We start from the raw sequence: 12,934 nt of genomic DNA, 5'->3' as shown, positions 1-12,934 counted from the left end.
CGTGGGGTCAGGTGTGGCCGGTCAGGCGGGCCGCCGAGGCGATCGTGGAGCGGGCCTCCCGGAGGGTGAGGCCGACGCGCAGGGCCGCTTCGGTGAGGGGGACGGCGAGGGCTTCGCCGATGCCGTTCTCGTAGGCGCGGCAAGCGGCCCAGAACAGACGGGTGTTGCGCTGGCCCTCGTGCGCGGCGAGGACGAACTGGATCAGGCCCTGGCCCTGTTGGGCTCCCGGTGGGGCGTCCGCGCGCGGGGCCGCCGTCGGGCGGCGGTGCGGCGGGGGCACCAGCAGCCGCAGGAGGGCCTCGGGGCACGGGGCCGGGGGCAGGTGGGCGGTGCCCGGCACGGTGCTGTACACGCCCCGCTCGGTGCGCGAGCCGGGGCCGACCAGATAGCCGCCCGCGCCCCGGATGTCGATGCCGGGGGCCAGGCGGCCCGCCGAGTTGGGCACGACGACGTCCGGTGGCCCGGACAGCCAGACGTGGCGTCCGCCGCTGGGGGTGGTGACGACCACGGTCTCCGGGATGGTGAACAGGTGCCGCAGGGCCAGCTCGCGCAGCGCGGCGGGGGCGTCGGCGCCGGACTTGGTGTCCAGGTCGATGCCGATCAGGTGGTACGGCGGCAGTCCGCAGGCGATGCCGTAACCCGAGGCCCAGGGCGCGGCGGCGAACAGCTCGCGGATGCGTACCGGGTCGGTGGACGCGTCGTACACGCCGTGTCCCATGCGCCCGCACTCGCCGTGGCACGGCGGCGGGTGCGGGTCGTCGTGGTGCGGTGAGCGCAGGGCCGGGAGCTTGCCGCGGGACAGGGGGATGACGGCGAGGCCGCGTTCGGCGGCGGACAGGGCGTGGGCCAGCGCGAGGGTGGCGGTGTGGCGCTCGGCCGCGTGGCGCGCCTGCGCGCGGGGGGCCTGGTCGCCGGTCGGTTCGTGGGGGCCGTCGTGGGTGGGGCGGTCTTCGGCATGGCGGTCGCTGGGGGCCATGATTTTATTTTCGTACTGACGTTCGATGAAGGGAAGGGGGCGAGACCGGGATGGCCGCCGAATGAGGGCAGCGCCCCCTTTTGCCGGGGTTTTGGCGGAACGCTTCAGCCCGTGCGGCGTCTGGGATCGGCTGGGGAAAGAGTGCTGAGCTGGGGCTTTGGTGGAGCGAAGCGGGTTTATCGACTTGTCCTCACGCTTGCGGGGGAATCGTGGCGTCCGGGGTGGTTCGGCGGGGATTCGGTGGGCAACTCTGGACTCGCGACGTCGTGCAGATGTCCAAGGCGGTCGGCCAACTGCCTTGGAACAAGCCGTATTTGAGGTGGGCCCGGCCGGGCCGGTGCCCACCCCCCGTTCTGGAGGAAATAGACATGGCAAGCATCCGTACCGCCCGCGCCCTCGCCGCCGTCGCCGCCCTGCCGCTGGCCGCCGCCCTCTTCTCGGGCGTCGCGATGGCCGACAATGGCTCGTTCGCGGACAACGGATCGAACGCGGGTGTTGCGGTCGTCAACGGCAGCGGTGTCGGCGATGACAACAACGGCAACTCCTCGACCACCCAGCAGCAGGCGGTCGGCAACGGCGCCTCCAACCAGAGCAACACGGCTCAGGTGAACGGCTCCGCGTTCACGGACATCGACCAGTCGAACGCCAACGTCGCCGTCAACTTCAGCGAACTGTGGTGAGCCCGGGCCTCGTTGGGGAGTGATCCTCGGGGCCTGCTCTGTGGGGTGATGTGACGGCTTGTGCGGCGGTGCCTCGGGCTCCGCCGCGCAGCTGTGTCCGGGGCCGGTCCGGGCGCGCCGCCGCCAGGCCATGCGGCTGCTCCGGTGGCGGACCTCGGCTCCCCGCCTTGACACCCGCGGCTGAGCTGACGGACAGTCAGAAACTGGCGCAGTGGCGGCGGGACATCGGTGGGAACCGATGCGGCGGCTGCGGTGTACCGAATATGTCAGGAGTTCGCGGGGGCGGTTGATCAGGGCGGCGGAGGGGACGACGGTGACGGGCAGCACGCGGAGCAGGACGGAGCCGGGGCCGGACGGCCCCGACCGGTTGCACGGAAGGCTGAAGGCGTACGAGGGCCGTCCCGCGGCCCGGTCCGGCCACGGCAGGGACCCGGTCAACGCGCCGATGATCCGGCACTGGTGCGAGGCCCTCGGCGACACCCATCCGGCGTATGAGGGACCCGGCGCGATCGCCCCGCCGACGATGCTCCAGGCCTGGACGATGGGCGGCCTCTCGGGCCACCCGGCCCGCTCCGGCGCGTATGAGGAGCTGCTCGCGCTGCTCGACGCCGCCGGGTGCACCTCGGTGGTCGCCACCGACTGCGAGCAGGAGTATCTGCTCCCGCTGCGGCCCGGCGACGAGATCACGTTCGACGCGGTGATCGAGTCGGTGTCGGACCGCAAGACGACCAAGCTCGGCGCGGGATATTTCGTGACGACGCGGATGGACGTCCGCGCGGGCGGCCGGCTCGCGGGCACGCACCGCTTCCGGATCCTCAAGTACCGCCCCGCGAAGCGGAGACCCCCGGCCCCTGCCCCTGCCCCTGCCCCGGCCCTGGCCCCCGACCAGCGGCACGGAGCAGGCTCGGCCACCCGCCCGCGCCCGGTGGTCAACAGGGACAACGCCGGGTTCTGGGAAGGCGTAGCCCGGCACCAGCTGCTCATCCAGCGCTGCGGGGGCTGCGGCACGCTCCGCTTCCCCTGGCTTCCGGGGTGCCACGCCTGCGGCTCCCCCGAGTGGGACACGGTCGAGGCGAGCGGCGAGGGCACGGTCTATTCGTATGTGGTGATGCACCACCCCCCGTTCCCCGCCTTCACCGCGCCGGACGGGGCCGCCGCCGGGCCCACCGGCGGGGCGAGTCCGTACGCGGTGGTGCTCGTCGAGCTGGCGGAAGGCGTGCGGATCATCAGCAATGTGGTGGGGGTGCCGCCCCGGGCCGTGCGGATCGGGATGCCGGTGCGGCTGGAGTTCCAGCGGGTGGACGAGGATCTGGAGCTGCCGGTGTTCCGGGTCATGGAGGGGGCGTCCGTGGGCGCGCCGGTGGGGGGTGAGGGCTGATGGGTCGCGCGGGCGAGGGTCGTGGGGAGAAGGGGCATCCGTCGAGGGGGCTGACCGCGCTGAGGCCCGGTGACACGCTGCCGCCCCTGGAGATCCCCATCACGCGCACACTGATCGTCGCGGGAGCCATCGCCTCCAGGGACTACCAGGACGTGCACCACGACGCGGAGCTGGCCAAGGAGAAGGGCTCCCCCGACATCTTCATGAACATCCTCACCACCAACGGCCTGGTGGGGCGTTACATCACCGACCACTTCGGAGCGAGCGCCGTCCTCCGCAAGGTGCGGATAAGGCTGGGCGCGCCCAACTATCCGGGGGACACGATGGTGTTGACGGGCACCATCGAGGAGATGACCTGGTCCGCGGAGGGCGCCACGGCGGTGGTCGGGGTCGTGGGGTCCAATGGCGTGGGCAGGCATGTCACTGGGGCGGTGACAGTCACGGTGCGGGGCGCGGCGGCGCGAGCGGGCGAGTCGAGTGGGGTGGATGGCGCGGCCCCGGTCAGCCTGGCCCCAGGCAGCCCAGGCAGCCCAGGCAGCCCAGGCAGCCCAGGCGCCCCAGGCACTCCAGCCACCCCAGGCGGCTCGGCCCGGCTGTCGGCAGGAGGCCCCGCATGAGCACGCGGATGCGGGACCGGCTCGGGGGCAGGGCCGCGGTCGTCGGGGTCGGGGCCACCGAGTTCTCGAAGGACTCCGGGCGCAGTGAGCTGGCGCTGGCCGCGGAGGCGGTGCGGGCGGCGCTGGCCGACGCGGGCCTCGCGCCCGGCGACGTCGACGGCCTGGTCACCTTCACGATGGACACGAGCCCCGAGATCACGGTCGCCCAGGCGGTGGGCATCGGCGAGCTGTCCTTCTTCTCCCGCGTGCACTACGGCGGCGGCGCGGCCTGCGCGACCGTGCAGCAGGCGGCGCTCGCGATAGCAGCGGGGGTGGCCGAAGTGGTGGTCTGTTATCGCGCGTTCAACGAGCGGTCGGGCCGTCGCTTCGGCGCCGGGGTGAGCCGTCGCGAGCCCTCGGCGGAGGGCGTGGCGCTCGGCTGGGCGCTGCCGTTCGGGCTGCTCACGCCCGCGTCGTGGGTGGCGATGGCCGCGCGGCGGTATCTGTACACCCATGGGCTGCCACCGGAGGTCTTCGGCCACGTAGCGGTCACCGACCGGAAGCACGCGGCGACGAACCCCGCGGCGTATTTCCACGGCAGACCCATCACGCTGGAGGAGCACGCCGCCTCCCGGTGGATCGTCGAGCCTCTCCGCCTCCTGGACTGCTGCCAGGAGACGGACGGCGGGCAGGCCCTCGTCGTCACCAGCGTGGAGCGGGCCAGGGACCTGCCGAATCCCCCCGCGGTGATCACCGCGGCGGCGCAGGGCGCGAGCCGCGCCCAGGAGCAGATGACCAGTTACTACCGCGACGACCTCACCGGCCTGCCCGAAATGGGCGTCGTGGCGCGGCAGTTGTGGCGCACCTCGGGGCTCGGCCCGGGCGATGTGGACGTCGGCATCCTCTACGACCACTTCACGCCGTTCGTGCTGATGCAGCTGGAGGAGTTCGGGTTCTGCGCGCCGGGCGAGGCCGCGGAGTTCGTCGCCGAGGAGCGGTTGCCGCTGAACACCCACGGGGGGCAGCTCGGGGAGGCCTATCTCCACGGGATGAACGGCATAGCGGAGGCCGTGCGCCAGCTCCGCGGCACCGCGGTGAACCAGATACCCGGCGCCGGGCACGCCCTCGTCACGGCGGGCACCGGCGTCCCCACATCGGGGCTGATATTGACGGCGGACGGCTGAACGCGCGCGTGTCCCGTGCCGGGCGCCCGCCCCGGCCCGTTCACTCGCCGTATGCGCCACCGGAAGACGATCACCGGCCTTGTCCTTGCCCTCGCCCTGGCGACACTGGCCCTGGACACCTCGGGTCCGCCCGAGGCTCCAGGAGCCGCGCGCCGGGCAGCCGCCGCCCACCCGACGGGCCAAGGCCCGGGCCGACCCGGAGCGGCGGCGGAGCCCGTCGTCTTCGAGGGCCGGGCCTTCGACACCTGTCTGACGCCGTCGGCCGACACCATGCGGCGCTGGCTCGACTCGCCGTACCGCGCGGTGGGGGTCTACTACGCCGGGCGCGGCCGGGCCTGCCAGGACCAGCCGCAGCTGAGCCGCGCCTGGCTGACGGCGGTCGACGAGCAGGGCTGGGGAGTGCTGCCGGTGTACGTCGGCTCGCAGTCCCCCTGCGTACGGGCCAAGAACAAGCAGCACGTCCGCATCGGCGGCGAGCCCGGGCCCCAGGGTGCCCGGGAGGGACACGACGCGGTGCTCAGGGCGGAGGAGCTGGGCATGCGGACGGACAGCCCGCTCTACCTCGACATGGAGGCGTATGCGTACCGGAACGAGAAATGCGCCGCGGCCACGCTCAGCTTCGTACGGGCATGGAGCCGCGAAGTGCGCAGCCACGGCTACGTACCCGGCTTCTACAGCAGTGCCGACTCCGGCGTAACGCACCTGGAGGCGGCGCGCCGGGAGGGGGTCGACGACCTGCCGTCGATCATGTGGTTCGCCCGTTGGAACAACCGCCCGGACCTGTACGGGGAGCAGGTGCTGCCCTGGTACGCCTGGCATCCGGAGCGCCGGATCCATCAGTACGCGGGCAACGTGACGGAGCGGTACGGCGGGCGGACCCTCCAGATCGACCGCAACCTCGTGCACGCGCCAGTGGCCCGGCTCGGCTGAGTGGTGACCTGAGCCGGGTGGGCAAGCGGTTTCCCGCACCTCAGGGTAGAACCCTCAGGAGTGTGCTCCCCCTCCTCCACCTTCAGGAGGTGGGGTTACCTCCCCTCGTACAACCTGAGGCGGAGGCGGCTTCGGGACCTGCGGCCGATCCGCTGATGTAGGGGGCGCTTCTAGCGTGGAGCCATGACCGCATCCATGGTGTCCGTGTGCACCAGCGCATCGAAGGCCGCGACGCGGGGCGCGGGTCCTTCCGCCTACCCGTCGTTCGCCTCGTACGTCCGGGCCCGCCAGCCCGTGCTGCTGCGCACCGCCCGCTCGCTGACGGCGAACCCGAGCGACGCCGAGGACCTGCTCCAGACCGCCCTGACCAAGACGTACGTGGCCTGGGACCGGATCGAGGACCACCGGGCGCTCGACGGGTACGTGCGCCGGGCCCTGTTGAACACGCGCACGTCGCAGTGGCGCAAGCGCAAGGTCGACGAGTTCGCCTGCGACGAGCTGCCCGAGCCGGAGACCGTGCCGGCCGGTGACCCCGCCGAGCAGCAGGCGCTGCACGACGCGATGTGGCGCGCGATCATGAAGCTGCCGGCGCGGCAGCGGGCCATGGTCGTCCTGCGGTACTACGAGGACCTGAGCGAGGCCCAGACGGCCGAGGTGCTCGGGGTGTCCATCGGCACGGTCAAGAGCGCGGTGTCGCGCGCGCTCGGCAAGCTCCGCGAGGACCCGGAGCTGACGCCGGTCCGCTGAGCGTGCCGGGGCGCGCCGTACGGCACGGGCGCGCACGCGGGTGGACGGCGTAGCTGATTTTGCGGTCTTGTGCGCCCGCGGTAGTGACATACCGCTCGGTATGCGGCGAGAATCTGGGCCTACCGCCAGGTAGCGCGCCCGGGAGGCCCGGTCGCCTGCCGCCCGCCGACCGGGAGGACGCCGTGCTGAGCACCATGCAGGACGTACCGCTGACTGTGACCCGCATCCTGAACCACGGCACGACCGTGCACGGCACATCGCAGGTCACCACCTGGACCGGCGACGGCGCGCCGCAGCGCCGCAGCTTCCGGGAGATCGGCGCCCGCGTCGCCCAGCTCGCCCACGCCCTGCGCGATGACCTCGGGGTCAGCGACGACGAACGCGTCGCGACCTTCATGTGGAACAACGCCGAGCACGTCGAGGCCTACTTCGCCGTGCCCTGCATGGGTGCCGTCCTGCACACCCTCAATCTGCGGCTGCCCGCCGAGCAGCTCACCTGGATCGTCGGCCACGCGGCGGACCGGGTCATCCTCGTCAACGGCTCCCTGCTCGGCCTGCTCGCGCCGCTCCTCGACCGGATGCCGACCGTCGAGCACGTCGTCGTCTCCGGCCCCGGCGACCGGTCCCTCCTCGCCGGGGCCCGCGCCCACGTCCACGAGTACGAGGAGCTGATCGCGGGCAGGCCGACCCGCTACGACTGGCCCGACCTGGACGAACGCCGTGCCGCCGCCATGTGCTACACCTCCGGCACCACCGGCGAGCCCAAGGGCGTCGTCTACTCCCACCGCTCCATCTACCTGCACTCCATGCAGGTCAACATGTCCCAGTCCATGGGCCTCACGGACGCCGACACCAGCCTCGTCGTCGTACCGCAGTTCCACGTCAACGCCTGGGGGCTGCCGCACGCGACGTTCATGACGGGTGTCGGCATGCTGATGCCCGACCGTTTCCTCCAGCCCGAACCGCTCGCCGAGATGATCGCGACCGAGCGCCCCACGCACGCCGCGGCCGTGCCCACCATCTGGCAGGGGCTGCTCGCCGAACTCACCGCGAAACCCCGTGACGTCAGCTGTATGCAGCAGGTGACCATCGGCGGCGCGGCGTGTCCGCCGTCCCTGATGGAGGCCTTCGACCGGCTCGGGGTCCGCGTCTGCCACGCCTGGGGCATGACGGAGACCTCCCCGCTCGGCACGGTCTCGCGGCCGCCCGCGCACGCCGTCGGCACCGACGAGGAGTTCGCCTACCGCCTCACCCAGGGCCGCTTCCCGGCCGGCGTCGAGGGCCGCCTCGTCGGCCCCGACGGCAGCCATCTCCCCTGGGACGGCGAGTCGGCCGGTGAACTGGAGGTCCGCGGCCCCTGGATCGCGGGCTCCTACTACGGCGGCGCGGGCGGGGAGGTCATCCGGCCCGAAGACAAGTTCAGCGCCGACGGCTGGCTCAAGACCGGGGACGTGGGCGTCATCTCCACCGACGGCTTCCTGACCCTCACCGACCGGGCGAAGGACGTCATCAAGTCCGGCGGGGAGTGGATCTCCTCCGTCGACCTGGAGAACGCCCTGATGTCCCACCCCGACGTCGCCGAGGCGGCCGTCGTCGCCGTCCCCGACGAGAAGTGGGGCGAGCGCCCCCTCGCCACCGTCGTCCTCAAGGAGGACGCCACCGCCGACTACGCCGCCCTGCGCGACTTCCTCGCGGGCCGCGTCGCCAAGTGGCAGCTCCCCGAGCGCTGGGCCCTGGTCGCCGCCGTCCCCAAGACCAGCGTCGGCAAGTTCGACAAGAAGGTGCTGCGCAGGCAGTACGCGGACGGGGACCTGGACGTGACGCGGATCTGAGGGTCCGCGTGAGGGCCCGTCCCGCGCCCGCGCACGCCGGTCAGTTCGTACCGATCTTCGCCAGCAGGTCCACGATCCGCGTCTGCACCTCGCTGCTCGTGGACCGCTCGGCCAGGAAGAGCACCGTCTCGCCCGCCGCGAGCTTCGGCAGGTCGGTCTCGTCGACGGCTGCTGTGTAGACGACCAGCGGGGTGCGGTTCAGCTGGCCGTTGGCGCGCAGCCAGTCGATGATTCCGGCGCGTCGGCGGCGTACCTGATGGAGGTCCATCACCACCAGGTTCGGCCGGGTCTGGGCGGCGAGCGTCACCGCGTCGGCGTCGCTCTCGGCCCGCGCGACCTGCATGCCGCGCCGCTCCAGGGTCGCGGTCAGGGCGAGGGCGATCTCCTCGTGCTCCTCGATGAGCAGGACCCGCGGCGGGTGCTGCTCGCTGTCGCGCGGCGCGAGGGCCTTCAGGAGCACGGCGGGGTCGGCTCCGTACGCCGCCTCGCGGCTGGCCTGGCCGAGCCCGGCCGTGACGAGCACCGGCACCTCGGCGGCGACGGCGGCCTGGCGCAGCGACTGGAGCGCGGTGCGCGTGATCGGACCGGTCAGCGGGTCCACGAAGAGGGCCGCGGGGAACGCGGCGATCTGCGCGTCGACCTCCTCGCGCGAGTGCACGATGACGGGCCGGTAGCCGCGGTCGCTCAGCGCCTGCCGCGTGGTGACGTCGGGCGCGGGCCAGACGAGCAGCCGGCGCGGGTTGTCCAGCGGCTCGGGCGGCAACTCGTCGTCCATGGGCCGCGGCTGGGGCCGGTTCGTCACCTCGACGGCGCCACCGGGGCCGTCCAGCGGCTCGGGGCCCTCCGCGGCGTTCTCGTCCGGGGCACCGATCGCGTACGAGCGTCCGGTGCCCTCGGTGGTCGGCGAGAGCCGGGGCTGCGGCTGGGGCTTGGCCTGCTGCTTGGTCTGCGGCGGCGCCTGCGGGTGCGGACGGGCCGCGCCTTCCGGGCGCTCGTCGGTGCCGGGCTCGGGCGGCGTCGCCAGCTTGCGCCGACGCCCGGAGCCTCCCTGCGCGGACTGCGCGGACTGCGCGGACTGCGCGGACTGCGCGGACTGCGGAGACTGTACGGGCTGTACGGGCTGCCCGGAGCCGTGCGGCGGCTGTGTCTGCGGCTGCTGTACGGGCGGCTGGGGCTGCCGCCCGAAGGGCACGCCCTGCCCCAGCGTTCGTACGCTGATCGCGCGCCCCTGCGTCGAGTTCGGGTCGACGGGCGCGGCCTCGGCGGGCAGCGGCTGCGCGGCACGCGCGCGTGGGTCACGCTCCGGCGGCAGCGCGGCCGACGGCGTGCCGCCCGCGGGGTCGGCGGCGGGCGGAGCCTGCCGCGCACGGCGGCGCCCGGTCGGGGCCTGCGGCTGCGCCTGGCCGGGCAGCGCGGGGGACTGCGCCGGGTGCGGCTGCGGCGGCGTGTGGTCGTCGGTGGGGTCCTGCGGCGCCGCGGCGTGCTGCCCGGTGTCGTCCTGCCCCAGGGGGAGGCCGCCCGGGGCGGGCGCGGGCATGCCGCCCTGCGGCGCGGCGGCCCGGGCCGACATGGGGGCGCGGCCCTGCGTGGGCACCCCGCCGCGGGCGACGGCCTGGAGGCCCGCCTGGACGCCCGCAGGAACGTTCACCGAGGCGCCGACCTGCGCGGGCCCCGCTTCCGTGGCGACCGCGCCGCGCGGGTTCTGCTGAGGGCTTGCCGACAGCGCGCCGGCCTGCCCGGAAGCCTGCCCGGAGGCGTGGCCGGAAGACTGTCCGGAGGCCTGCCCCGACGCCTGTCCGGAAGCCTCCCCGGTCACCTGCTCGGCCCCGACCAGCGCCCCGCTGCCCGCCTCCCGGTCCGCCTCGGCCGGAGGCAGCGCGAACACCCGGCTGTTGGAGGCCTCTTCCGCCGCCGCCCGCTCCCGGGCCGCGGCCAGCGCGCGCCGGGCGCGACGGCCGCCGGGGCGCGGCGCGTCGGGGTCGTCAGCCTGCCCGTAGCCGTACTCCGGGGCGGCCCCGGTGCCCGAAGGCAATGCCAAGGCCTGCGACTCGCCCGCCCGCCGGGCACGCCGCCCCGCAGGCGCGGCCTCACCCTGAGAGGGCACTCCCTGAGAGGGCACTCCCTGAGAGGGCACTCCCTGAGACGGCACTCCCTGAGACGGCACCCCCTGAGACGGCACTCCCTGAGGAGGCACGGTTTCGCCGAGCGCCGCGGAACCGGCGGCGTGCTCCGCCGCCGTCATCACGGCCCCCTCGGCGGGGCTGGGCCGCCCCCGGCGCCGGCCGGTGCCCCCCGACGTACCGCCCCCCGTGTCACCGGGAGCGACCGGGGCGGCCTCCGCCGGGCCGTGCGCCACGGCCCGCCGCCTGCGCCGCCCGGTACCGCCGGAACCGGCCTCCGACGCGGGCCCACCGACCCCGCCACCGTCCGTGTCACCGGAGCCGGAGCCGGAGCCGGAGCCGGAGCCCGAGCCAAGGTCAGAACCGGAAGCGGAACCGGAGCCGGAACCCGGCTCCCCGGTGGCGTCCCCGACGTCCAGGAACGAGTCCACCGACGAGCGCCGCGCCCGACGACGACCGCCCCCGGAGGAAGCCCCCGCCTGCTCGGGCACCACGGCCGCGCCCCCCGCGGTGTCGCCGTTCGACGACGGGGCGTCGGCGGCAGCCGGAGCCGGCCGCGCGGACACCTCAACGGACGCGCCGGGAACAGCCCCGGAGCTGTCACCGACCGGCACTTCGAGTACGTACGCACTGCCGCCCGCGCCCGGCACGTCGTGGGTCTGGAGCACCCCGCCGTGGGCCCGCACGATGCCCTGGACGACCGGCTCGTGGACGGGGTCCCCGCCGGCGTAGGGCCCGCGCACCTCGATGCGGACGACCTCGCCCCGCTGGGCCGCCGCGACGACGACCGTCGAATCGACGTACCCGGCCGCTGCCTCGGGGCCTCCGGAAACCACCGCTCCCGCGCGCGTGTTGCCGGTAGCGTCGATTCCGGCGACGTCGGCGATCAGGTGCGCGAGGGCCGTCGCGAGCAGGCGCGCGTCCACCTGGACCGCGACCGGCGGCGCGTGCACGGCGAACTGGGCCCTGCCCGGACCGATCAGCTCCACGGCCCCGTCGACGCCCGCCGCGACGACGGCGTCCAGCGGTACGACCGTAAGGGTCAGCTCCTCGTCGCCCGCCTCCAGGCGCTGGAAGCCCAGGACGTTGTCCACGAGGGTCGTCATGCGCGCGTACCCGGCCGACAGGTGGTGCAGGACCTGGTTGGCCTCGGGCCACAGCTGGCCCGCGTCGTCGGCGGCGAGCGCGGCCAGTTCGCGGCGCATCTCGTCCAGGGGCCCGCGCAGCGACCGGTCGAGCACGGCGACGAGCTGCCGGTGCCGCGCGGCGAGGGCGTCGTAGCGCTCCTGCTCCCGCTCGGCGAACGCCTCGTAGCGGTCCTTCTCGCGCTCGGCGAGCGCGGCGTACCGCTCCTGCTCGGCCGCGAGTTCCTCCTCGCGGCGCTCGGCGGCCTCGCGCAGCTCATCGGCGTGCTGGGCGAGCGCCGCCTCGTACTTCTCGGCGAGCGCGTCGTACGGCCGCCGGTCGGTGAAGGTCATGACCGCGCCGACGAGCTGGTCGCCGTCGCGCACGGGCGCCGTCGTCAGGTCGACCGAGACCTTCTCGCCGCTCTTGGCCCACAGGACCTGGCCGCGCACGCGGTGCTTCCGCCCGGAGCGCAGCGTGTCGGCGAGCGGGGACTCGTCGTAGGGGAAGGGCTCGCCGTCGGCGCGCGAGTGCAGGACCAGCGGGTGCAGTTCCTGCCCGCCGAGGTCGCTCGCGCGAAAGCCGAGGATCTGGGCGGCGGCGGGGTTGACCAGGACGACGCGGCCGTCGGTGTCCGTGCCGACGACGCCCTCGGCGGCGGCCCGCAGGATCATCTCGGTCTGCCGCTGCGAACGCGCCAGCTCGGCTTCCGTGTTGAGCGCCCCGGACAGGTCACGGACGACGATCATCAGCATCTCGTCGCCGCTGTAGCCGCCGTAACCGCCGTGGCCGTAGCGCTCGTCGTAGGCGTTCCTGCTGTCCTCGAGGCTGGAGCTGGTGACCTCGACCGGGAACTCGATGCCGTCCGTACGGCGGGCGATCATCCGCTTCGGCTTGGTCCGTCCACGTTCGTCCGTACTGTCCGGACGGCGCATGGAGCCGGGAATGAGCCGGGAGTCGAACTCCGGCAGCAGATCGAGCAGTCCGCGCCCCACGAGCGCGGTGCCGGGCGCCTCGAAGGCCTCGAGCGCGATCGCGTTCGCGTTCACGACGGTCCCGTTGGCGTTGACCAGCACCAGCGCGTCCGGGAGTGCGTCGAGTATGGCTGCGAGGCGAGCAGCGCCTCGGGATGGCCTGCTGCTCACGACGACGCTTCCTCCCTGGTTACCGCACCTTGCCGACCGCCCAGGCCATCTTGCCCCGCGGCCCGCGGCATGTCACGGGAGGGAAGTCTACGGGGAGCGGTTGCGGGCGCGACGCCGGATGAGAGGGAGTGAGAGGGAGACCGCACGCAGAAGCTGTGAGGGCTTCGGTCGTCCCTGGTCACAGGACGGGCGTACGACGCACTTCACCAAGGCACTTCACG

Annotated in this window: 9 protein-coding genes; 7 read left to right on the top strand and 2 right to left on the bottom strand. The window is 73.8% G+C overall.

From position 1 onward, the window contains the following. Positions 1 to 7: 7 nt before the first annotated feature. Positions 8 to 976 carry a bifunctional DNA primase/polymerase gene (locus AC07GB_RS03285; protein WP_478841504.1) on the bottom strand — a complete coding sequence of 323 codons (969 nt, stop codon included), beginning with the start codon at positions 974 to 976 and terminating at the stop codon, positions 8 to 10. Between the two features lie 368 nt (positions 977 to 1,344). Here AC07GB_RS03285 and AC07GB_RS03280 point away from each other — a divergent pair, with 368 nt between their 5' ends. From AC07GB_RS03280 to AC07GB_RS03250, 7 genes are all read left to right on the top strand, one after another. Then, the gene (locus AC07GB_RS03280; RefSeq protein WP_138960620.1) at positions 1,345 to 1,656 is read left to right on the top strand and encodes a hypothetical protein; all 312 of its coding nucleotides are present in this window, start codon (positions 1,345 to 1,347) and stop codon (positions 1,654 to 1,656) included. A gap of 313 nt (positions 1,657 to 1,969) precedes the next feature. Continuing rightward, positions 1,970 to 3,034, top strand: coding sequence for a bifunctional MaoC family dehydratase N-terminal/OB-fold nucleic acid binding domain-containing protein (locus AC07GB_RS03275; RefSeq protein ID WP_478841503.1), 1,065 nt, complete (start codon positions 1,970 to 1,972; stop codon positions 3,032 to 3,034). Beyond that, positions 3,034 to 3,651, top strand: coding sequence for a MaoC/PaaZ C-terminal domain-containing protein (locus AC07GB_RS03270; protein WP_478841502.1), 618 nt, complete (start codon positions 3,034 to 3,036; stop codon positions 3,649 to 3,651). The genes AC07GB_RS03275 and AC07GB_RS03270 overlap by 1 nt, the downstream gene beginning before the upstream one ends. After that, positions 3,648 to 4,814, top strand: coding sequence for a lipid-transfer protein (locus tag AC07GB_RS03265; RefSeq protein WP_478841501.1), 1,167 nt, complete (start codon positions 3,648 to 3,650; stop codon positions 4,812 to 4,814). Before AC07GB_RS03270 ends, AC07GB_RS03265 begins: the two co-directional genes overlap by 4 nt. Positions 4,815 to 4,865: 51 nt before the next feature. Continuing rightward, positions 4,866 to 5,744, top strand: coding sequence for a DUF1906 domain-containing protein (locus AC07GB_RS03260; protein WP_478841500.1), 879 nt, complete (start codon positions 4,866 to 4,868; stop codon positions 5,742 to 5,744). Positions 5,745 to 5,927: 183 nt separating this feature from the next. Further along, on the top strand, positions 5,928 to 6,491 hold the full coding sequence (locus AC07GB_RS03255; protein ID WP_374120657.1) for a SigE family RNA polymerase sigma factor: 564 nt from the start codon (positions 5,928 to 5,930) through the stop codon (positions 6,489 to 6,491). A 182-nt stretch (positions 6,492 to 6,673) separates the two neighbouring features. Further along, the gene (locus tag AC07GB_RS03250; RefSeq protein ID WP_478841499.1) at positions 6,674 to 8,323 is read left to right on the top strand and encodes a long-chain fatty acid--CoA ligase; all 1,650 of its coding nucleotides are present in this window, start codon (positions 6,674 to 6,676) and stop codon (positions 8,321 to 8,323) included. 40 nt (positions 8,324 to 8,363) lie between these two features. On the opposite strand, the gene AC07GB_RS03245 is transcribed toward AC07GB_RS03250, so the two are convergent. Beyond that, positions 8,364 to 12,713 carry a PAS domain-containing protein gene (locus AC07GB_RS03245; protein WP_478841498.1) on the bottom strand — a complete coding sequence of 1,450 codons (4,350 nt, stop codon included), beginning with the start codon at positions 12,711 to 12,713 and terminating at the stop codon, positions 8,364 to 8,366. Positions 12,714 to 12,934 lie beyond the last annotated feature (221 nt).

It is taken from the genome of Streptomyces sp. NPDC045778 (assembly GCF_056431945.1).
Note: the sequence above shows the minus strand (reverse complement) of the source record. Positions and strands in the feature narration are given on the sequence as shown.